Consider the following 21,952-nt stretch of genomic DNA (forward strand, 5'->3'; position numbering starts at 1 on the left):
ACGTTCAGCCCAGAATATCCAATAGTTTGCGGATGCGTGGCAGGGTTTCGTTGTGAAAGCCCTCTATATTGGGCTCCAAGCCACTTGATGGATTTTGGGGGAGGTTGATGCCAAACCATCCAGCCAAACCTGGTTCATAAAAACCTGCGTCGGATATGTGCTTGAGCAGAGTGGGATTGAGTTTGGCCTTTGGGATAAGGAAATAAATTGTAAAGCGAGGTAGGGTATTCTCCGTATGTAGAACGATATCTATTTGTTCAAGACCGTCTGGACGAATTGGATAGTTTACTTTCCCGGTATGTTCGAGTGTCCATTCATCTTCGTTCTCTTTAGTGGTTTTGCGGCCGTGTATGCGGCCCAAACGGTCCTCGCCGATATGTTCTAGTAGTGTATCTAGTATATTTCGGCAATGCTTGTGAGCGTCTTCCTTGGTTATTTCAGGACTCGGGACTTGGTTGTCGGCGCTGTCGGTCTCGGTGATGTTGGTTGAACGTAAAGTTTTTCGCAGCGCTTGCAGGCCACCAGGTTCGGCAGCTAGATCGTTCAGCTCCCAGATGATGTCCCGAATTTCAATAGCTTTCGCCGTCAGTTCATAATGAAGTATCAATTCCAGAAGTGGTGACTGCCAGCTACATTCATCGTAGTTGAATTCGTCTTCCAAAATTTCACGCTGCTGGTCGTGCTCTTCCATCGTAGATAGTTGCCAAATAGTACGAGGTGCCTCGTCGTCCCACATCTCTATGTTTGGCAGTCTGGATAAGGCTTTGTGAATATCGGGGAAGGAAACCTGCAAGCAGACGACAGCCAGTAATATCTTGAACTGTAATTCTTTTGAGGCCGTTGCAGTATGTGAAGTCTTGTCTGTGTCTTCTTGTGGGCTGCTGTCGATGATGCTCAGTAACGAAACGGTATTGACGATACGCTTGATACTTCTTGGGACGCCATCGGTTGCTGATACGACTATATCAGTTACGCTTTTTATGAAAAGCTCTCGGTTAGCGGTTTCAACTGTACCTGGTAGCACCGTTTCGATCAGTCGTTCGAGTAGATGCGGTATATTGCGGTGGTAGTTGCCGACCGGCATAGAAAATGGAATCTGGATGATTTTGTCGAAATATTGACGGAATTCTCGTTGGTTTTTACCTTGTTCTCCAAATTTTTTGCGCAGCCCCTTGATCACGACGTCATAGTCGATGGCTAGGACGGAAATGCAATGTTCAATGTCAAATACATTTTTGAGTACATCTAGAACCTCCACTGCCGTTTCAGGTTGAATCCTGTCAAGATCGTCAACGAAGATAACTATTCTTTCGAGTCTGTTTGATTTATCTGAGATCAACGAGCGAATGGCATCACTCATATCCTGCCTGAGGCGTTTGAACGCCCTTGATGGGCGTTGTTGTGTTTTTTCAGCACTTTCACCGCTGGCGGGTAATGGTATACCGGCAAACGCAGCCGTTAGGCGGACGACGGTAGAGCCCAAGCGTATGATATTTTGTTTTTGTTCTTCGTTTATTTTTAGCTTTCCACTTTTTCCTTTTTCAATAATCTGCTCTTTGAGTTCTTCGTATGCACTGTCAAGCAGGGATAGTGCAATTTCTCCACTTTTTCCGGAGTTTGCAAAAAGTGACTGCTGCCAAGCATTGACGTTTATACAAAGGCTATCGCCACTTTTCTCAAGTTCATGTTGCAGTAGGTTTATCAGGCTGGTCTTGCCGCTTCCCCAACCACCTTGGATGCCAATAGTGATGGGTGCATCGGCAATCTTGATAAACTGCAACAGTCCTTTAGCGTATTGGTTATTTTTAAGGTGATCATCTTTGTGAGACGTAATGGGTTGGTCGTTAAAGCAACTGCGTTTTTGGGGTTCATTATGTGGGGCTAATATGTTTTGAGTCATTTTCTAGATTTTTCTAATTGGCCCAGGCCTTTTCGATTAATGCCTGGGTAATATTTTCTGGGAACCGTTTGTACTTGGCACGTTGAATCAGGCTGATACAGTCGGATAGGGACTCGCCATTTTCACCGACCGGCGTCATCGGATTGAATTTGTTCAGTGCGTGGGCGAATAGCTTCAGCAATTCTTCCCGGTCATCCGCATAGTTCTCGGGGGCTAGGGCCAGTTCTTCGAGGATGGCCAATTCAATCAACTGGGTGGTCAGCCAGTCGACGGAATGACGATAGGCGAATGCCCAGCGGGTCTTGTTGACCAGCAGGGGAAACCAGAGGTTGGAGTCACGCGCGCCGACTAGGCAACTGCTGACGATGACGCCTTCGATCTTGTCGCCATACAACGCGACCTTTTCCAGAATGGTGCTGGCTCGGCCATTGGCGATTCGGTTTTCGGTGCCATGGGCGCCAATATAGAGAAGTTGGCGTTTCTCCTCTGTATGAATCAGGTCTTCCGCCAAGGCTCTTTCGAACCCTGCTGTGTCATAGAAGGTTGAGTAGTAGATATTGAAGTAGTCGTGCAGGCGCTCCAGGCTCTGAAAGAAAGGAAGCGCAGAAGCACGAGTGGGGTTCGACTTCGGAGTCCACCATGGGGACTCGAGCAGCAGAAGGGCAAAATCTTCCGACATGGCAATCCTGGCCTTTTGTAAATCCAAGCAGCTTGATAGCACATTGCCCTTTGGACGTCACTACTATGACCAAGCTTGTCCCTCTTTAACTCACTTTGTGATACGCCGCTGCTGTAACTCGCGCAGTCGCTCGATCACGTAGCGTACGTGAAGGTGCAACTCGTACAGCTGGTTGGAATACGACAGCGGCACTTCCACGGATGCCAGCTCGTCCTCCAGGTGCTCAAGGCGGGCGATCTCGTTATCCAGCTCGTCGGGCAGCGAGCCTGCGTGCAGCTTGCGGTCGATCTCGCGCAGGTATTTGTACCAGCGATAGATGCGCGCGCGGATGCGCCACTGGTAGAGCGGCCCGACGGCCTTGAGCAGCGGGATCATCACGACGATCAGCGGGATCAGCAGGATGATGTAGCGGTCGGCCAGCGAGGCAATGCGAAACGGTACATAGCGCTGCAGAATCGGCAGGCCTTTGTCGTAGTAGTGCCTGGCGTCCTTGTGCAGGTCGAAGGTGCGCGGTTCGGCGCTGGGGAAAGTGCCGGCAGCGTCGAGCAGCGTACCCTTTCTCATCACTTCGCGGCTGGCCTCGAGGAACAGCGGCACCAGACCGGGGTTGAACTCATCGTTGACCACCAGCGTCGCGACCGGAGCCAGGGTGACGATGTCGCGATCCGGCGCGTTGCTGGCCAGGTCGAGCAGGCCTTCGCCGACCTCTACCCGATTGAAGAACGGCAGGCGCGCCTCATAGGCGGCAGCACGGCGAAAATGCGCCAGGACGATATCCGGGCTAGCTGCCAGTTGCTGCACCAGGGCGTTCTCAGCCGGACCGACGAAGAACGCGGCGTCCAGTTCGCCGGCCAGCAGTGCGCGGGCCGCCTTGCCGCCGCCGATGCTTTGCCAGCTGTCCGGATACTGCTCGGGGGCAATGGCATTGGCGCCTAGGATGGCATCGCTGGCGGCGCGGGTGCCACTGCCGTCGCCGCCCAGACCAAGGCGCAGTGAGAGCAGGTCGGCAATGCGATCAAGCTCCACATCGCGTCGGTAGAACAGCCACAGCGGCTCCTGATAGATCGCTCCCAGGCTCTCCAGCTGGCGCTGCTCTTCGGCCGTCAGTTGGCGCTCCAGGCCGCTCTGTACCAGGGCGATCTCCACTTGCGGGTTCCTGGCCAGCAAACGCTGCAGGTTGTCACGCGAGCCGGAGGTCGGTACGAGATGGAGTTCGAAACCTTCCTTGGCCAGCTCTTCCTTCAGGCGCTCGGCGAACTGCTGGTAGGCCCCGGTCGGAGTGCCGGTGGCCATGCTCGCGCTCATCGGCGGCGGTGGCGGGACGAATTGGAACAAGGCCCAGACGAGTGCCCCGACCACCGGGACTATCCACAGGTTGGTCAGGATCATGATTTTCAGGTCGTTCAGTACGCGGCGCATTGGGCATCCTTTCGGCGTTATCGATTCAAGGATAGAACCCCTGAGCGACGAAGGTCACGCCCGACTGCGACGCTACATGGGTTACGCCGTTTTTGACCCTGAACTGCCGCGCAGGTGCAGGTTGCGTGGCGCGCGGGCCGCTGCGCTAGGTTATGGCCTTGTGCATGACGCGCAGGCGATCGAGCAGCAGCAACGCGCCGAGCAGCGCCACGGCATACAGCGCATCGCTGCCGAGCGTCAGTAACAGACCGGCGCAGAGCACCGCACTGAGCCCGGCCAGCAGGCGCCAGATACCTCGTAGCAGCACCCAGCCGGCCGCCATGCTCAGCAGATAGATCAGCACGAAGTTGCCGTTGGCATAGCGAATCAGGTCGTCCACCGACAGGTTCAACGCCGCCGAAAGCGTGGTGCACAGTGCGCAGCTGATCACAACCAGTAGCAACGCTCTGCCGGGAACGCCATGGCGATTGCGCGCAGCCATTCTGGCCGGCAGGCGGCCCTCGTCGGCCAGGCTCCAGATCAGCCGGGCAAAACCCTGGATATAGACGTTCATCGAGGCGAAGCAGGCCAGATAGCCGAGCACCGCCACCAGTACGCGCGCCTGCTCGCCAAGCAGCAGGGAGAACAGGCGGGGCAGGGCAGTGGTGTCGCTGTGCACGTCGCCATAGGTGGCAAAGCTCAGTACAGCCACCGAACAGGCCCAGTACACCAGGCCGGCCAGCAGCACGCCGAGCAGCAGTGCCAGCGGGAAGTCACGCTCGGGGCGCTTGAACTCCTCGCCCAGATGGGTGAATGCCTCGATGCCGACGAAACACCAGAACATCACCCCCAGCGCCATCGGCAACAGGTGCCATTGGCCGTCCATCACCGGCAGCAGCGGTTGGCTGGCGTGCGGCAGATCACCGACCCACCAGATCAGCGCCACGCTGGCGACGATGGCCACGGCGATCAGCCCCTGCAGCATGCCCGAAGCTTTCGGCGGGCGCTGGCCAAGCAGGAGGATGGCGCCCAGCGTAGCCAGTTCGATCAGCAGCAGGCCGCTGCGATCAAGGTCGAACAGGGCCAGCCAGAAACCGCTGGCGATATGCAGGGCAGCCGGCAGGCCGACCGGCAGCACGGCGAGAAACAGCAGGGCGCTCACGCCCTCCATGCGCAGACCGAAGGCGCGACCGATCAGGTGCGGCGCGCCACCGGCGTGCGGGAAGCGCTTGCCCAACTGAGCGAAGGTGAAGGCCACCGGCAGCACCAGGGCGATCAACAGCAACCAGGCCCACAGCGAGGCCGCACCGGCAGCGGTGGCAGCCAATGCCGGCACGACGAAGATGCCGGTGCCGAGCAGCGAAGTGCTGAGCAGGGCGATGCCCTGCAGCAGGCCCAATTCCTTGTTCAAGCGACTCATGGGGTATGCTCATCCTTTTTGCGATACCGCCATGGTAGAGCGCCGGCCGCTTGCAGGCTGTCGCCTTTTGCCGACGAATTGGCGGTTTTCTCCGTCAAACTGATTGCCGCCCGAGAAGCCCCCGTGGACAAGTTCGATCGCCAGATCCTCGCCCTGCTGCGCAGCGATGCGCGCACCTCCGTCAGCCAGATCGCGCGTGAGGTGAATCTGTCACGTTCGGCGGTCAGCGAGCGGATTCGCCATCTGGAAAGCAGCGGGGTGATTCGCGGTTACCACGCGCAGGTGGCCGAGGCTGGCGAGACGGGGGTCAAGGCATTCCTCGAGCTCTTCTATCAGGGCCGGCGCTGCGAGGAGTACGTCGAGCACATGCGCGCGCTGCCCGAGGTGCGCCATTGCAGCGGTATCAGCGGGGAAACCGACATGCTGGTGTTCATCGAAGCGCCGAGCATGACGCGCCTGAGTGAGGTGCGCAGTGTTATCGAGGCGTTCCCCGGCATGCAGAAGGTCAAGACCCACGTGGTGGTCAAGGACTGGGCGATGTAGCGCAGCTCATTCGGCATGCTCGCCTTGCCGGGCCGGTAGTGGGCGCTGCAGGACCAGCAACGGCAGGCCGGCCCCCAGTACCAGCAGCCCCAGCAACGCGCCACTGCCGGCATAGAGCGTGCTGGAATAGAGCAGGCCGAGGCAGGTGGCGGCGAACAGAATGGGCGTCAGCGGATACAGCGGCACGCTGAACGGCCGGCGTACCCAGGGGTGGCGCTGGCGCAGGCGAATCAGCGCCAGGGCGACGAGGAACATGAACAGCCAGAACACCGGAGCGGTATAGGCGACCATGGTCTCCACGCCGTTCGCGCTCAGCGCGCCGAACAGAATCAGCGGCAGGGTCAGCACGCATTGCAGCAGCAAGGCGCGCACCGGCGTGGCGCCGCGCTCGTTCCAGCGGCCGATGAAGGCCAGCAGCGGCACGTCGCGGCCCAGGGCGTAATACACCCGTGCGCCGGTGAACAGGGTGGCGTTCAGCGTGCTCAGGGCGGTCAGACAGACGAACACCGCCAGCAGTGCCTCGGCCCTCGGCCCGGCGACGATGCTCATCAGATCCGCTGCCACGGCGTCGCTCTGGCGCAACCCGTCGAGGCCGAAAATGTTCAGGAAGACCAGGTTCGCCAGCAGGTAGATGGCGGTCACCAGCGCCGTACCGATCAGCAGTACGCGGCTCATGTTGCGCGCCGGGTTGCGCAACTCGCCGGACAGGTAGGCCGCCTCGTTCCAGCCGCCATAGGTGAGCAGCACGAAGACCATGCCCATGCCCAGCATCCCTGCCAGGCTGCCGCCGGCAGGGGCGCTGCTGGCACTGGTCTGTTGCGGTTCGGCCAACGCCAGACCGGCGAGCACCACCGACAGCAGCGCCAGCACCGTCACCCCGGTGAAGAACACCTGAGCGCGTCGTGATTCGCGTGTGCCGAGCACATTGAGCAGGGTCAGCGCCACCACCACCGAGGCTGCATGCCAGGCGCTGCCATGCTCGCCGAGCGGCAGCAGGCGCTGGGCGTAGTCGCCGTAGATGAAGGCGACCACGGCGATGGCGCCGGTCTGGATCACCGTACCGCGCGCCCAGGCGAACAGCAGGGCGATCTGCGGGCCCCAGGCCAGGCTCAGATAATGGTATTCGCCGCCCTGATCCGGGTGCGCTGCGCCCAGCTCGCCATAGCACAGGGCGCCGATCAGCATCACCAGACCGCCCACCAGCCACAACGCCAGGTACAGCTCGGCGCTGCCGGCGTGCTGCGCCACCAGCGGCGGCAGACCGAAGATGCCGACGCCGATGACCACACCGACCAGCATGGCCACTGCATCGACGACCGACAGCCCGGCACGCCGGGAGGGGGCTGGCGAGGTCATGGTTCAGCTCCTGTATGCGACCCAACCCTGCTGCGCGCCGTCCGCCGGCACGGCCTCGATGCGGTCGCCATTGAGCTGGCCGACATACAGCCGGTCGTCGAGGGTGAAGTGCAGTTCGTTGCCCTTCAGCTGGCCCCTGAGCCCGGCGGGATGACCTTCGACCGTACCCGTGACTCTCTGAAAGCGCTGATCGAGTTCGACCTGATAACGTTTGCCGTCGAGTTCGAGGGTCCACTGACCCGCCACCTTGGCCGGCACGATCCACAGAAATACCGAGCTGCCGTTGATCACGTCGCTCTGATCGGGCTCCCAGTCACCGAGGCTGAAGGCGTGCGACACCACTCGGGTGCCGGGTTTGAGGGTGTCTAGAATCACCGGGCGCAGGCGCATGTTGACCGTGGAAAGCAGGTACATGGTCAGCACGTCGGCCTCGGAAATATCCTTCTGGAACAGGTCGCCCTGCTCGAAGGTGACCTTGTCGGTCACGCCCTCGCGCTCGGCGTTTTCCCTGGCTTCTCTGACGCGCTCGGGGTCCAGATCGATGCCGAGTGCGGCCTTGGCGCCGTGATCCTGCACTGCAGAGATGGCAATGCGACCATCGCCCGAACCCAGATCGATGAGGTAGTCGTCCGGGCCGACTTCCGCCAGCTTGAGCATGTGCGCGACGACAGGCTCCGGCGTCGGTACGTAGGGCACGTCGAGACGCGGTGGTTGCTGGGCCTGCGCGGGGCCGATCAGCAGACCGGCCAGCAATCCGGCGGGCAGGGTGAGGGAGGCGAGGCTGCGTAGGGATGGAACGCTCATCGGGAAGGGCTCCTCACGGGTGGCGGTTTTTTTCCGACTGGCGAGTGGGGCCTAGGTTCGTCTCGAGATGCGGCAGGATCGGGCAAGAATGCCCTTCAGGCCCGTAGCCGCAACGCCTGCGGCTGTGTAACGGGATGTAATGCCGCGCTCGGCATTGCCAGTATCTGGCCGTGCAGGCACTGTAGGCGGGTTTTTCGCTTTGGTTGTTTTCGCATGCGCATCCTGCACACTTCCGACTGGCATCTGGGCCAGCATTTCATGGGCAAGACCCGTCAGGCCGAGCATCAGGCCTTCTGCGCCTGGTTGCTGGAACAGGTGCGCGGGCATGAAGTGGATGTGCTGCTGATTGCCGGCGACGTGTTCGACACCGGGGCGCCGCCCAGCTACGCCCGCGAGCAGTACTACCGGCTGGTCGTCGACCTGCGCGATGCCGGCTGTGCCCTGGTGGTGCTCGGCGGCAACCACGATTCGCCGGCCATGCTCGGCGAGAGCCGCAGCCTGTTGGCGCAACTGGGTACCCAGGTGGTGCCAGGCGTGGGTGTCGATCCGGCCGAGCAGGTGCTGGTGCTGCGTGATCGCACAGGCGTGCCGGGCGCGATTCTATGTGCCATCCCCTTCATCCGCCCGCGCGAGGTCATGGCCAGCCAGGCCGGGCAGAGCGCGCAGGACAAGCAGCAGTCGCTGCAGCAGGCCATTGCCGAGCATTATCAGGCCTTGTACCAGCTGGCCCTGAGCCAGCGCGAGGCGCTTGGTTCGGCGTTGCCGATCATCGCTACCGGCCACCTCACCACGGTGGGCGCCAGTGCCAGCGAATCGGTGCGGGAAATCTACGTCGGCAGCCTGGAGGCCTTCCCCACCAGCGCCTTCCCGCCTGCGGATTACATCGCCCTCGGCCATATCCATCGCCCGCAGAAGGTCGGCGGCCTGGAGCACATCCGCTACAGCGGCTCGCCGATCGCGTTGTCCTTCGACGAGGCGCGCCAGCAGAAGGAGGTGCTGCTGCTGGACTTCGGTGCTGCCGCGCTGCAATCGATCACGCCATTGCCCGTGCCGGTGTTCCAGCCCATGGCCAGTCTGCGCGGTTCGCTCAAGGAGCTGACCGGTGCCATCGCCACGGCCGCAGAGCAGGGTACTCCCGAGTGTCCGGTCTGGCTGGAAGTGCAGGTGAGCACCGACGACTACCTGAGTGACCTGCAAAGCCGCATCAACGCGCTCTGCGAGGGGCTGCCAGTGGACGTGCTGCGCATTCGCCGCGAGCGTGGCACGGCGACCGCCAGCCTGGCCAGCGAAGCGCGGGAGACGCTGGACGAACTGTCCGTGGAAGATGTCTTCTCCCGCAGACTGCAACAGGAAACGCTGGATGAGGACGATAGCCAGCGGTTGCAAGAACTGTATCGGCAGGTACTGGAAGCGCTGCCGCAGGCTTAGAGGCCTGGCGCGCTTGCTCGCTGGCGCGCGACCTGTGCCGACACGCTCCTGACCCGGTTCATCCGCCACTCAACGCCAAGCGCAAGATGGCGAACCTGTTCCGATCAAATCGTCGCCTGAAAGCGGCACGGGAAGTCGGGCCAGAATGACGGGCCAGTTTCCTGCGTAGGCTCACTTATCCAAATCCGATGGAACAACGTCGAGAAGTCGACGTTCTGAATCAGTGTCGTTTCGTTACCGGAATACGGTAGCCGGAGCGGATCTTGAGGCCGACTTGATGCCGACAACTTGCTCCAGTCGAAGCAGGTTGAGCGCAGTCATCCACAGCTTGATTCGGACGAGGAGTAGATAAATTGTGAAAGCAGCAGTCTACGATACACCCGGCGCCCCTAGTGTTCTGAAATACATCGATCTTCCAACACCCGCAATTGGACCCGGCGATGTGCTGATTTCCGTTGAGGCCATTTCGCTCGAGGGTGGTGACCTGATCAACCGTCGCTCTACACCGCCGCCCCATCCATCCTGGGTGGTCGGTTATGCGGCATCCGGCACTGTGATCGAGATCGGTGCGCAGGTCAGAAACCGCAAGGTCGGGGACAGGGTAGTCGCCTTCAGTATGCAGGGTTCGCATGCGGAACTCTGGTCTGTGCCGGAGTCACGAACCTGGCGCATACCCGATGAGTTGGATGCCTCGGATGCTGCAGTTGTCCCGATCTCCTTTGGAACCGCTTACCACTGTCTGTTCACGCGAGGCGCACTTGAACCGGGAGAGACGGTTCTCATCCACGCGGCTGCCGGTGGAGTAGGGGTTGCAGCTCTTCAGCTCGCAGCACGATCGGGCGCGAGGGTTATCGCGGTAGCAAGCGGGGTACAGCGCCAGGATCGCCTGATCGAACTCGGCGCTGACCACGTAATAGACCGCGCTAACTGTGACGTGGTGGAAACCGTTCAGAAACTCACGGAGGGCGCAGGCGTCGACCTGGTGATCGATCCGGTTGGAAAGACTCTGCAGGCCTCCCTTTCCTGTCTCGCGCATGAGGGCCGTCTTGTCTTTGTCGGTAATGCGGGGGGCGGCAGCCTGACAGCTGACCTGTGGCCACCGATGCAGGCCAACCAGAGCCTCCTGGGCGTGTTCATGGGGACCCTTTTCGAGAGACCCTCCGTACGTTCGAGTGTTGACGACATGTTGAAAGCCATCGCTACGGGCAGTCTTCGCAGCGTCATCGAGCGAACTTTCAAGTTATCGGAGGTTGCCGCAGCCCATGAATATGCCGAGAAGGAGAAGCCGCTCGGGCGCATCGTCATCACACCGTGAAACCCGTTCTGAGCAGGAATTCGAACGCTCATTCACAGCGGTGAACCGCGCTTCTCCCAGTTTTGCCCTGTCTGGCCAGTGCCGAAGCCGCTTCGTTGTGACCAATTGGGTTGGCCGTTCCAGTTGCCGAGGCGTGGATTCGGCCCACCTGCGCTCCTCCCTCCCCGCAGCCCTCAGGCCTCGTCTTGTGGTCTGTTCCGCTGCAGGCGTTCTATGCTGTGGATGATGGCCATTTGGCAGAGGTGCAAAGGTGCCGTTGTTGAATTCCTTGATACGTGCGCTGAACCCCCTGCACGGGGCGCCCGAGACGACTCGGCAGGCGTTCGTCAGCTGGTATCTGCAGGCGAAGATTCCGCAGATTCGCTACGTCGCATTCCTGACGATGGCGCTGTACCTGATCTATGCCGCCATCGAGCAGAACGTGGCGAGCGAGCAGGTATGGGCTCGTTTCATCGTGCACGGGCTGATGGTGCCCGGAGCGCTGCTGGCAGTTGGGTTGTTGAGTTTTCAGCCGAACCGCCAGCGCACCATGTTCGCCATTCTCATGGTGGCGCCAGTGTGTACGGCGGCAGCCAATCTCTATTTCAATTACGGCACACCGCTGTTCGTCCATTACGCACCGGAGATCTACCTCAATCTGATGTGGACCTTCGCCGTTTCCGGGCTCACCCTGCGTCAGGCCAGCGCAACGGCCTCGGCGTCGGTGCTGGTGATTCTCCTCGTCACTCTCGGCGATTCGCTGCAGCCGGGCATGCAGCGCCTGCACCTGATCTGGATTCTCGCCTCGTTCTCCTTCGGCCTGCTCAGCGCATTTCTGCTGGAAAAGGCATACAAACGCATGTTCCTGCATCAGGACAGCCTGGTCCTGAGCGCCAGCATCGACAGCCTGACCGGGTTGTGGAATCGCGCGCGTACCCTGCACTTTCTCGTCGAAGAAGCTGCACGGGCCAATCGCTACGGCACGCCATTCTCGGTGGTGCTGATCGATATCGACCACTTCAAGACGGTCAACGACACGCACGGTCATGCGATCGGAGACAGCGTGCTGCGTCAATTCGCCGGATTGCTGCGCGACGGTGTGCGGGTCGTGGATAAAGTCGGCCGACTCGGCGGCGAAGAGTTTCTCATCGTCCTCCCCGAGACCGATGCAGAGCATGCGATGCGGGCCGTGCAGGCGCTGCAGAAGCGTATCAACGGCTTCTCGTTCGACCGCGTTGAGCGCAACAGCGCAAGCTTCGGCATTGCCGAATACCGCACGGGTGAAAGCCTCGACAGCCTGATGGAGCGTGCGGATCAGGCCATGTACCGGGCCAAGGCCAATGGCCGCGACCGTATCGAGATCCTTTGAGTACAGACCTGAACCGGCCATGAGCCGCTCTGGTCGAAAGCGACTACCCCCATTGCTGTGGAGACCCTCATGCAAAGACCTGCGCATTTTCTTCTCGCGACTGCTGCCGTTTCCCTCTTGCTCACTGGCTGCGCCAAAGGCTCCAGCGAGCAGGACGCCAGGCTGACCGAGCAATGGCTGGGGCGCTGGAACGGCCCGGAGGGCACCTATCTGGAGATCAGCGGTACGCCCGCCGACTACCGGCTGACCATCGCCAACCTCGACGGCCCGCGACGCTTCGTTGGCCGTGCGCAGGGAGCGAAGATCGTCTTCGTTCGCGATGGCGTAGTGGAGAGCATTCGTGCCACCGACGGTGAGGCCACTGGCATGAAATGGCTGCTGGACAAACAGAACTGCCTGACCGTACGCAGCGGCGAGGGTTACTGCCGCGATTGAGCCGTTACGCCACACGGATATGCCAGAATGAACGCCTTCAACGGCTTACGACCTGTGCATGAAAATCCTCAGCCTGCGCCTCAAGAATCTCAACTCGCTCAAGGGCGAATGGAAGATCGATTTTGCCGCCGAGCCCTTCGCCGGCAGCGGCCTGTTCGCCATCACCGGGCCGACCGGCGCGGGCAAGACCACCTTGCTCGATGCCATATGCCTGGCCCTGTACCACCGCACACCGCGCATGAGCACGCTGTCGGCCAGCGGCAACGAGCTGATGACCCGGCACACCGCCGACTGCCTGGCCGAGGTGGAATTCGAGGTGAAAGGGCAGGGCTATCGCGCCTTCTGGAGCCAGCGCCGCGCGCGGGACAAGGTTGAAGGCGCGCTGCAGGCGCCCAAGGTCGAGCTGGCGCGCATTGCCGACGGTGAAATCCTCACCGACAAGATTCGCGAGAAGGAACACCTTACCGCCGAGCTGACCGGCCTGGACTTCGAGCGGTTCACCAAATCCATGCTGCTGGCCCAGGGCGGCTTCGCGGCCTTCCTCGAGGCCAACGCCAACCAGCGTGCCGAGCTGCTGGAGGAACTGACCGGTACCGAGGTGTATGGACTGATCTCGCAGCAGGTCTACGAGCGCACCAAGGCGTCCGAGCAGGCGCTGAACCTGCTGAAAAGCCGTGCTCAGGGCATGGAGCTGCTGGACGAGGCGCAGCGCGCCGAATTGCAGGCCGAGCATCAGCGCCTGAATCAGGAGGAGGCGCCGCTGTTGGCGCAGCAACAGGCCCTGCAGGGCCAGCGCCGCTGGCGCGAAGCTCTGCAACAGGCCGAGCAGCAATGCGAGCGGGCGCGGCTGAGACTGGAGCAGGCGCAGCAGGCACGCAATGACGCTGCCGATGATTTACAGCGCCTGGCCGCCAGTGAACCGGCCGCTCGCCTGCAGCCGTTGTATCAGAGCTGGCAACAGCTGCAGCAGGACCAGCAGCAGGCGCAGCAGGAGCTGGACGACCTGCAGGCGCAGCAGCGCCACAGCAGCGAGCGCGAACACCAGCAACTCTGGCTGGCCAGCCGCTACGCCCGGCAATGCCTGAGCCTGCACCAGAACGAACAGCAGCGTCTGACCGAGCAGCGTGAAGCGCTGCAAGCGCGCCTGAGCGATGCGCCACAGCGAGCGCGGTTGGGCGAGTTGCTAGGCGGCTGGCGTGCTCAGTTCGATCAGCGCGGGCAGCTGCTCATGCGGCAGCAGACGCTGCGCGAGGGCATGGCGCGGGAGCGCGAGCAGCTCGCTACCTTGCAACAGCAGCGTGATCAGCTCGCCGCGCAGCAGACGGACGCGGCGACGCGGCTGGAGCAGGCGCAAGCCCGCGAAGCCGGACAACACAGCGAGCTGCAGGCGTTGCTCGGCGCGGACGACGAGGCCGGGCTGCGGCAGCGCTGGCAGCAGCTGCAAGTGCAGGGACGGGCGCTGGATCGCCTGGAACAACTGGCGCAGAGCCGCGAGCAGACGGCCGAACAGATCGCCGAGCTGACCCCGCGCCTGGCGCAGCTGCAAACGCAGCACGCCGCCAAGAGCGATGAAATCACCGGTCTGCGCGAGCGCTACAAGGTGTTCAAGCAGCAGGCCGCCGACAAGGAAAAGCTGCTGGAGCAGGAGCAGCGCATTCAGGATCTGGAAGCCTATCGTGCTCAGTTGCAGGCAGGTGAAGCCTGCCCGCTGTGCGGCTCGCACGAGCATCCGGCGGTCAGCCAGTATCAGGCGCTCAACGTCTCCGCCACGCGCCAGGCGCTGGAGCAGTGCCGCAGCGAGCTGGCGCAGCTGGAAAGCCAGGGCGGCACCCTGCGCGATGAACTAACCCGTCTGGCCACGCAGATCGCCCAGCTGCAGCAGCAACTGGAGCAGGCCCAACAACTGGCCACTCAGCAGGAGGCGCAGTGGCGGCAGCAACTGGCCGAACAGGCCTTGCAGGTCGCCGATGGCGCCGCGCTGCGTCAGTTGCAGCATGAGCATGAGCAGCATCTCGGGCAGCTGCAGCAGCGTCTCGCCCAGGTCGAAACCCGCCAGGCCGAGCTGACGCAGGCGCGTAGTGCCCGCGAGATTGCCGAACGGGCGCTGGCCGATATGCAGCAACGCCAGGCGTTGCTGGCGCGCGATGAAGAAAACCTGCAGGCGCGTCAACGCGAACAGGGCGAGCGTCTGCAGGGGCTGGAGCAGGAACTGCGGCATCACGATCAGGCGCTGCTGGCCAGTCTCGAGGGCTTTGCCCCGGAGTTGCCGGCGCACGCCGACACCTGGCTGGCCGAGCAGGCCAGCGCCTGGCGCGACTGGCAGCAGGCCCAGGTGCAAGACCAACAGCTGCAGGAGCAGCTGCGCGAAATCCAGCGTCTGCTCGTTGAAGCCGAGGCCCGGGCCGAGCAATGGCAACAACGCTGGCAGGGCGAACAGGCGCAGGCGCTGATCGAGCCCGAGCCAGTTGCGCAGCCCGAGCAGGCCCTGCAAGGTGCCATCGACAGCCTGGCCAGCGCGCAGCGCGAAAGCGATGCCCTGCGTGGCCGGCAGCAGAGCCAGCAGAGCCTGCTGCAGCAATTGCAGCAGCGCCTGAGCGAAGCCGAGCAGCGCTGGCAGCAGGCGCTGGCGGCCAGCCCCTTTGTCGATCTGCAGGCTTTTCTCGCTGCACTGCTGGACGAGGACGAGCGCGAGCGTCTGACGAGTTTGCAGGCGCGTCTGCAGCAAGCCCTCGCCGAGGCGACGACGCTGCTGGCTGCCGCCGATGTGCAGCTGCAACAACTGAGTACGACACCGCAGACCGAGCTGACGCTGGCCGAGCTGGACGAGCAGCTGCAGGCGCTGCAGCTGGCCTTGCGTGAGCTGAGCCAGCGCCAGGGCGAGCTGCGCGCCCAGTTGCAGGCTGACGATGCGCGGCGCAGCAGCCAGCAGGCGCTGTTCGCCGAGATCGCTGCCCAGGAGAGCGAGCACGCGTTGTGGCAGCAGCTCAACGGCCTGATCGGTTCGGCCGATGGCGCCAAGTTCCGCAAGTTCGCCCAGGGCCTGACCCTCGATCACCTGATCCACTTGGCCAATCGCCAACTGACCCGCCTGCACGGTCGCTATCAGCTGGCGCGCAAGAGCAGCGGCGAACTGGAGCTGGAGGTGTGCGACACCTGGCAGGCCGACGTGGCGCGCGACTGCCGCACGCTGTCCGGCGGTGAAAGCTTCCTGGTCAGCCTGGCGTTGGCCCTGGCGCTGTCGGATCTGGTCAGCCACAAGACCAGTATCGACTCGCTGTTTCTCGACGAGGGCTTCGGTACGCTCGATGGCGAAACCCTGGAAGTGGCGCTCGATGCCCTCGACAACCTCAACGCCAGCGGCAAGACCATCGGCGTGATCAGTCACGTCGAGGCGATGAAAGAACGCATCCCCGTACAGCTGCGGGTGCACAAGGGCGTCGGCCTCGGCTACAGCCGGCTCGACGCGCGTTTTGCAGTGAAGGAAGGAGCGTAGCGATGCTGATGCGAGCGAAGGATTCCACCCTGCTGGTGATCGACCTGCAGGAGCGGCTGCTGCCGGCCATCGACGACGGCGCGGCGGTGGTCGAGCAGGCCGCCTGGCTGGTGCAGGTGGCGCAGCACCTGCAGGTGCCGGTGATTGCCACCGAGCAATATCCCAAGGGCCTCGGCGCGACCGAGGCCGGTCTGCGTGCGCTGCTGCCGGGCGAGGGGCTGCGCGAGAAGATTCATTTCTCGGCGACTGGCGGGGCCGGGCTGTTCGATCTGCCGGGCGGCGAGCGCCGGCAGTTCATCGTCTGTGGCACGGAAACCCATGTCTGCGTGCTGCAGACCGTGCTCGGTCTGCTGGCGGCCGGGCGCGAGGTGTTCGTGGTGGACGAGGCCGTCGGCTCGCGCCGGCTGCGCGACAAGGCGTTGGGCCTGGCGCGCATGGAGCGCGCCGGGGCGGTTATCGTCTCGCGCGAAATGGTCGCCTTCGAGTGGCTCGAGCAGGCGGGGACGGAGGTGTTCCGCGAGGTCAGCAAGGGGTTTATTCGCTGAGCGGGCGGGGAATTTCGCGGCTGAAGCCGCTCCTACGGAACCATAGCCCGGATGCAAGCCGGGACTCGCGGCGGCAGGCCCCGGATTGCATCCGGGCTACGAGGTTTGCGGAGTCAACTGTCGTGGGAGGCGCTTTAGCGGCGGTGGTTTGTCGCGGCTAAAGCCCCTCCCACGGTTTGCGGCGGTTTTCTAGGCTGGGCATATCGCGGCTGAAGCCGCTCCTGCAGAACAACGCTGTAGGGCGGACTCAGGCGCCTGCCTGGCGCCAGGCGCAGCGCTGCCCGGCATCCTTGAAGGTCCAGGCCACCAGGCGGCTCTGCTTCTGTCCCTGGGACATGCCGAGGATGCGTACCTCCGCCGCGCCAGCACTGGCCAGCCAGCCTTGCAGCAACTCCACGTTGCTGCCCTTGGATACCAGGCTGCTGAACCACAGCACCTGCCCGGCTACCTGGGCGCTCTCGCTGGCCATGCGCTTGAGAAAGGTGGCCTCGCCGCCCGGGCACCACAGTTCGGCGGCCTGACCTCCGAAGTTGAGCACCGGCAGTTTGCGTCTGGGGTCGAGCTTGCCGAGGTTGCGCCATTTGCGTGTGCTGCCGCGAGTCGCCTCCTCGGCACTGGCATGGAAGGGCGGGTTGCACAAGGTCACATCGATGCGTTCGTCCGCCTGCAGCAGACCGAGGAAGATATGCTCGGCATTGGCCTGCTGGCGCAGCTCGATGCCCCCCGTCAGTTGCGGGTTGGCCGCCACGATGGCGCGCGCCGAGGCCAGCGCGGCCGGGGCGATATCGGCGCCGATGAAACGCCAGCCGTATTCACAGTGGCCGATCAATGGGTAGATACAGTTGGCACCGACGCCGATGTCCAGCGCACGAATACCGGCACCACGGGGAATCTGCCCGTCATTGTCGGTTGCCAGCAAATCGGCGAGGTTGTGCAGGTAGTCGGCGCGGCCGGGAATGGGCGGGCACAGGTAGCCATCGGGAATGTCCCAGTGGCGAATGCCATAGTACTGCGCCAGCAGTGCGCGATTGAACACCTTGACCGCCGCCGGATTGGCGAAGTCGATGCTCGGCTTGCCATAGGGATTGGTGATGACAAACCGGCCCAGCTCGGGGCTGGCCTCGATCAGCGCAGGAAAGTCGTAGCGGCCCTGGTGACGGTTGCGTGGATGCAGCTCGCCCTTGGCCGGAGCGGTTTTCACGGCGGCGGAGGAGGGCTTGCGCGGGCGTTTCGGCGGCTGGGGCATGAACGGGTATCGGTGAGTCGGGCGCGGGATTTTCCCATAGTCGGGCCGGGCTTTGTAGGAGCGAGCTCTGCTCGCGAATTCGTTGACCTTCAGCGAAGCTGGCCGGCGGCAAAAGCTTCGCGAGCAGAGCTCGCTCCTACACTTGATGATCTTCCGCGTTACAGCGGAAAGATCAGCGGCACCAGCAGCACGCTGATCATCATCACCAGCAGGGTAAAGGGCACACCGATGCGCACGAAGTCGCCGAAGCGGTATTGGCCGGGGCCGAGTACCAGGGTGTTCACCGGCGAGGAGATCGGCGTCATGAACGCTGCCGACGCCGCCAGTGCCACGGTCATGGCGAAGGGCAGCGGCGAGGCGCCCAGCGCCTGCGCCGTGGCGATGGCCACCGGGGCCATCAGCACCGCCGTGGCGGTGTTGGAGATGAACAGGCCGATCACCGCGGTGAGGACGAACAGGCTGGCCAGGATCAGATGCGGCCCGGCATCGCCCAGGCCGCCGACCAGGCCCTGCACGGCCAGCTCGACGCCGCCGGTCTGCTGCAGCGCCTGGGCGAAGGGCAGCATGCCGACGATCAGGATCAGCGTCGGCCAGTGAATGGCGCGGTAGGCGCTGTCCAGATCGATGCAGCGAAACGCGCCCAGCAGCAGGCAGGCGATCAGAGCGGCCTGTACGTTGGGCACCAGGCCGCTGACCATCAGCCCCACCATCACCGCCAGGCTCAGTAGCGCGTACGGCGCCTTGCGCGCGGCTGGCGCCACCTCGGCTACTTCCGCCGGCAGGCTGAGCACCAGAAAATCGCGGCTCAGCCCCTGCAAACGGTGGATGTCGCGCCAGGCACCGGCCACCAGCAGGGTGTCGGAGGCCTTGAGTTTCTCGTCCACCAGCACGCCTTCCAGCGCCTGGCCCTGGCGGCGCAGGCCGACCACGTTGAGCTTGTGCCGCGAGCGAAAGCCCAGTTCCTGAATGGTCTTGCCGGGTAACTGCGATTCCGGCGGCAGCGCCACCTCGGCCAGGCCCAGTTCGTGGGCATGCAGGCTGAAATACGAATGCGGCAGCGGCATGGGCTCCAGCCCCAATGCCTGGTAGCTGCCGAGCAGGCCGATGGTCGGGCTGGCGATATCCACCAGCAGCACGTCGCCCGGCTCCAGCAGGGTATTGCCGCTCGCCATCAGCAGCAGGGTGCGCAGGCGCTGGCGGCGTTCGATGGCGATGACATTGATGCCGTGGTCGCGGCGCAGTTGCAACTCGTTGAGCACCTGATTGGCCAGGGGCGAGTCGGTGCGCACCCGCAGGCGCCGCTCGCGTTCGCTCAGGCGATAGCGCTCCGCCAGGTCGGCCAGTGTCAGGCGCGGCGGCTCGGCGTTGCCGTCGGCCTCATTGCGCACCAGCCAGCGGCGAGCGACCAGCATATAGCCGACGCCGAGCACCAGCACGGCCAGGCCGATGGGGGTAAAGGCGAAAAAGTCGAAGCCGTCCAGGCCGGCGCGACGCAGCTCGGCGTGCACCACCAGATTTGGCGGGGTGGCGACCAGCGTGAGCATGCCGCTGATCAGCCCGGCGAAAGCCAGCGGCATCATCAGCCGGCCTGGGGCGATGCGCAGGCGCGCAGCCACGCCCAGCACCACCGGGATGAAGATCGCCACCACGCCGGTCGAACTCATCACCGAACCCAGCCCGGCCACTGCCAGCATCAGCAGAACCAGCAGCCGCGTCTCGCTGCTGCCAGCCTTGGCCACCAACCAGTCGCCCAGGCGGTAGGCGATGCCGGTGCGCACCAGGCCATCGCCAATAATGAACAGCGCGGCAATCAGGATGACGTTGGGGTCGCTGAAACCGGCCAGGGTCTGCTGCAGGTCGAGCACGCCGGTCAGCGGCAGGGCGACCAGCACCAGCAGGGCCACCACGTCCATGCGCGGCTTGCCGATGATGAAGAGAGTGATGGCGCCGGCCAGCAGGCCGAGCACCCAGAGCAGGTCCGGATTCATCGCATATCCCATGAAGGGCGCCTCTAAAAACTACCGGCGTTGTCATCACTGCGTTAAAAACAAGCTCGTGCGCGAGTCCGATCAAAATGCTCATTTACAGCTCGTAAAGTCGAGCGCGACTCCGACCGTTTTTCGCTTGCTTGACTCGCTGGCGCTCGCCCTTCGGGCCAGCCTTCGGCTGTTACTCCCGCTGGTCGTTGCGCCTTGTCCTGACTGCCTCGCCTAGGTTTTTAGAAGCGCCCTGAAGTAAAGGCGCGATTATCTCAGGGATAACCGAGCGTCGCCTTGATCTGCTGCAGGTTGGCGGCGATCCAGCGTTTGTCGATCGGCCCCCAGTCGTGAATCCGGTAGTGGCCGGCGTTGTTGCGCTCACCTTGGTTATGCTCGAACTGGCAGTCGATATCCAGCTCGGCGAGTGCGGCGAGGGTGTCCTGCGCGGTGCGCCGCGGCATGCCGGTGGCCTCCATCAGCGCGGGGACGCTGACGGCCTGGCCGCTGTCGATCAGCCAGGCTACGTAAAGGCGACGATAAAAGCTGGTGCGGGTCTTGCTCGTCTGCATGGCGACTCCCTGTACCTGTTGGTGTGCCGCCGCGGGTCAGGCGGCGAACAGCAGCATGTAGGTGGCAGCACCGGCCAGGTAGCCGGCGAAGGCCAGGCCGGTGATCTTCTTCAGATACCAGATGAAGTTGATCTTCTCCATGCCCATGGCCGCCACACCTGCGGCCGAGCCGATGATCAGGCAGCTGCCGCCCGTGCCGGCGCAGTAGGCGAGCATTTCCCAGAAGTTGCCGTTGACCACGAAGTTGCGCAGCCAGGGCAGTTCTTCCGCCGCAGCGGTAGCCAGCGTTTCGGGGCTGATCAGGGGATACATCTTCATGGCGCCGGCGACCATCGGCACGTTGTCCACCACGGCCGAGAGCATGCCGATGGAAATGGCGATGCTGTAGACGCTGCCCAGGCTGTCCTTGAGCAGCGTCGCCACCTGGATCAGGTGACCGGCGCTGGACAGTGCCGAGACCGCGAGCAGGATGCCAAGGAAGAACAGCACGCTGGTGATGTCGATTCGGCGCAGCACGCCGACCACCGACAGCGGGTCCTTCTCTTCGCTGTTCTTGCTGCGGTGGATGATTTCGGTGGTGATCCACAGCAGGCTGAGGCCGAACAGGATGCCCATGTACGGCGGCAGATGAGTGATGGTCTTGAAGATCGGCACGAAGACCAGCGCCCCCAGTCCGAGAGCGAACACCAGGTTGCGTTCGAATGGAGTGGTCGGGTCACGGCGGCTCTCGGCGCTTTCCTTGATGCGCGGTTCGGCTACGTCACCCTTGAGGACGAAGCTCATGATCAGCAGCGGCACCAGCAGGCAAACCAGGCTGGGCAGGAACAGGGCAGCGCTGATGCCGGTGGCGGTCACCTGATTGCCGATCCACAGCATGGTGGTGGTGACGTCGCCAATCGGCGACCAGGCGCCGCCAGCGTTGGCGGCGATGACCACGATTCCGGCGTAGAACCAACGCTCGTGTCGGTCGGCGATCAGCTTGCGCAGCAGCGAGATCATCACGATGGTGGTGGCCAGGTTGTCCAGTGCGGCGGACAGGAAGAAGGTGATCAGCCCCACCAGCCACAGCAGGTGCACGCGCTTGTGCGTGCGAATGCGGTCGGTAATGACCTTGAAACCTTCGTGGGCGTCGATCAGCTCGACGATGGTCATGGCGCCCATGAGGAAGAACAGGATTTCGGAGATTTCACCCAGGTGGTGGCGCAGTTCCTCGACCACGTGATGAGTGTTGGTGCTGGCCCCGGCCGTGCCGGTTCCGAGCATCGGCAGAATGCTGTCCGCACCGAGCACCAGCAGGGTCCAGGCGATCACGGCCGTGAGCAGGGCTGAGGCTGCCTTGTCGATCTTTAACGGGTGCTCGAGTGCAATGCACAGGTAGCCGAGAACGAAGACGAGTGCCATCAACGCATACATGTTCGGAGTTCCGCTCTGATTCTTATTGGGGGGACATGCCGGGGGGATGCTGCCAGGCGGGTGAAGATGCCTGAAACAATT

17 protein-coding genes are annotated in these 21,952 nt (G+C 62.9%); 7 read left to right on the forward strand and 10 right to left on the reverse strand.

The window, feature by feature from the left end; all coding sequences use genetic code 11:
• Window positions 1-4: 4 nt before the first annotated feature.
• The 4 genes from GYB81_RS11255 to yjeH form a co-directional block, all read right to left on the reverse strand.
• Entirely contained in the window at window positions 5-1,900 is a 1,896-nt protein-coding gene (locus GYB81_RS11255) for a KAP family P-loop NTPase fold protein (RefSeq protein ID WP_161867539.1), read from the reverse strand.
• Between the two features lie 13 nt (window positions 1,901-1,913).
• Window positions 1,914-2,579: a hypothetical protein gene (locus GYB81_RS11260; protein ID WP_161867540.1), complete on the reverse strand. Its 666-nt coding sequence runs from the start codon at window positions 2,577-2,579 to the stop codon at window positions 1,914-1,916.
• Between the two features lie 90 nt (window positions 2,580-2,669).
• Window positions 2,670-3,998, reverse strand: coding sequence for a TAXI family TRAP transporter solute-binding subunit (locus GYB81_RS11265; RefSeq protein WP_161867541.1), 1,329 nt, complete (start codon window positions 3,996-3,998; stop codon window positions 2,670-2,672).
• 145 nt (window positions 3,999-4,143) lie between these two features.
• The gene (yjeH, locus tag GYB81_RS11270) at window positions 4,144-5,397 is read right to left on the reverse strand and encodes an L-methionine/branched-chain amino acid transporter (protein WP_161867542.1); all 1,254 of its coding nucleotides are present in this window, start codon (window positions 5,395-5,397) and stop codon (window positions 4,144-4,146) included.
• A gap of 123 nt (window positions 5,398-5,520) precedes the next feature.
• Here yjeH and GYB81_RS11275 point away from each other — a divergent pair, with 123 nt between their 5' ends.
• The gene (locus tag GYB81_RS11275; protein WP_024309293.1) at window positions 5,521-5,940 is read left to right on the forward strand and encodes an Lrp/AsnC family transcriptional regulator; all 420 of its coding nucleotides are present in this window, start codon (window positions 5,521-5,523) and stop codon (window positions 5,938-5,940) included.
• Window positions 5,941-5,946: 6 nt separating this feature from the next.
• On the opposite strand, the gene GYB81_RS11280 is transcribed toward GYB81_RS11275, so the two are convergent.
• Window positions 5,947-7,296: an APC family permease gene (locus tag GYB81_RS11280; protein ID WP_161867543.1), complete on the reverse strand. Its 1,350-nt coding sequence runs from the start codon at window positions 7,294-7,296 to the stop codon at window positions 5,947-5,949.
• A 3-nt stretch (window positions 7,297-7,299) separates the two neighbouring features.
• Complete coding sequence (locus GYB81_RS11285) at window positions 7,300-8,100, reverse strand: 50S ribosomal protein L11 methyltransferase (RefSeq protein WP_161867544.1); 801 nt, start codon at window positions 8,098-8,100, stop codon at window positions 7,300-7,302.
• 213 nt (window positions 8,101-8,313) lie between these two features.
• Here GYB81_RS11285 and sbcD point away from each other — a divergent pair, with 213 nt between their 5' ends.
• The 6 genes from sbcD to GYB81_RS11315 all read left to right on the forward strand — a co-directional run bounded on the left by sbcD (window position 8,314) and on the right by GYB81_RS11315 (window position 16,664).
• On the forward strand, window positions 8,314-9,528 hold the full coding sequence (gene sbcD, locus GYB81_RS11290) for an exonuclease subunit SbcD (protein WP_161867545.1): 1,215 nt from the start codon (window positions 8,314-8,316) through the stop codon (window positions 9,526-9,528).
• 355 nt (window positions 9,529-9,883) lie between these two features.
• Window positions 9,884-10,843, forward strand: a complete 960-nt coding sequence (locus GYB81_RS11295; RefSeq protein ID WP_161867546.1) for a quinone oxidoreductase family protein — start codon at window positions 9,884-9,886, stop codon at window positions 10,841-10,843.
• Between the two features lie 250 nt (window positions 10,844-11,093).
• Window positions 11,094-12,191 (forward strand): GGDEF domain-containing protein, encoded by a 1,098-nt coding sequence (locus GYB81_RS11300; RefSeq protein WP_218573841.1) that lies wholly within the window; start codon window positions 11,094-11,096, stop codon window positions 12,189-12,191.
• Between the two features lie 69 nt (window positions 12,192-12,260).
• Window positions 12,261-12,626, forward strand: coding sequence for a hypothetical protein (locus GYB81_RS11305; protein WP_161867547.1), 366 nt, complete (start codon window positions 12,261-12,263; stop codon window positions 12,624-12,626).
• A 58-nt stretch (window positions 12,627-12,684) separates the two neighbouring features.
• The gene (locus tag GYB81_RS11310) at window positions 12,685-16,119 is read left to right on the forward strand and encodes an AAA family ATPase (protein WP_161867548.1); all 3,435 of its coding nucleotides are present in this window, start codon (window positions 12,685-12,687) and stop codon (window positions 16,117-16,119) included.
• A 2-nt stretch (window positions 16,120-16,121) separates the two neighbouring features.
• A complete protein-coding gene (locus GYB81_RS11315; protein ID WP_161867549.1) occupies window positions 16,122-16,664 on the forward strand; it encodes an isochorismatase family protein in 543 nt (180 codons plus the stop codon).
• 247 nt (window positions 16,665-16,911) lie between these two features.
• On the opposite strand, the gene rlmF is transcribed toward GYB81_RS11315, so the two are convergent.
• The 4 genes from rlmF to nhaD all read right to left on the reverse strand — a co-directional run bounded on the left by rlmF (window position 16,912) and on the right by nhaD (window position 21,871).
• Window positions 16,912-17,910, reverse strand: coding sequence for a 23S rRNA (adenine(1618)-N(6))-methyltransferase RlmF (gene rlmF / locus GYB81_RS11320; protein ID WP_161867550.1), 999 nt, complete (start codon window positions 17,908-17,910; stop codon window positions 16,912-16,914).
• Between the two features lie 158 nt (window positions 17,911-18,068).
• Window positions 18,069-19,898 carry an SLC13 family permease gene (locus GYB81_RS11325; RefSeq protein ID WP_161867593.1) on the reverse strand — a complete coding sequence of 610 codons (1,830 nt, stop codon included), beginning with the start codon at window positions 19,896-19,898 and terminating at the stop codon, window positions 18,069-18,071.
• Between the two features lie 263 nt (window positions 19,899-20,161).
• Window positions 20,162-20,458, reverse strand: coding sequence for a winged helix-turn-helix domain-containing protein (locus tag GYB81_RS11330; protein ID WP_161897824.1), 297 nt, complete (start codon window positions 20,456-20,458; stop codon window positions 20,162-20,164).
• A 36-nt stretch (window positions 20,459-20,494) separates the two neighbouring features.
• The gene (gene nhaD, locus GYB81_RS11335; RefSeq protein ID WP_161867552.1) at window positions 20,495-21,871 is read right to left on the reverse strand and encodes a sodium:proton antiporter NhaD; all 1,377 of its coding nucleotides are present in this window, start codon (window positions 21,869-21,871) and stop codon (window positions 20,495-20,497) included.
• Window positions 21,872-21,952 lie beyond the last annotated feature (81 nt).

This window comes from Pseudomonas yangonensis (assembly GCF_009932725.1).
GTDB lineage: Bacteria > Pseudomonadota > Gammaproteobacteria > Pseudomonadales > Pseudomonadaceae > Aquipseudomonas > Aquipseudomonas yangonensis.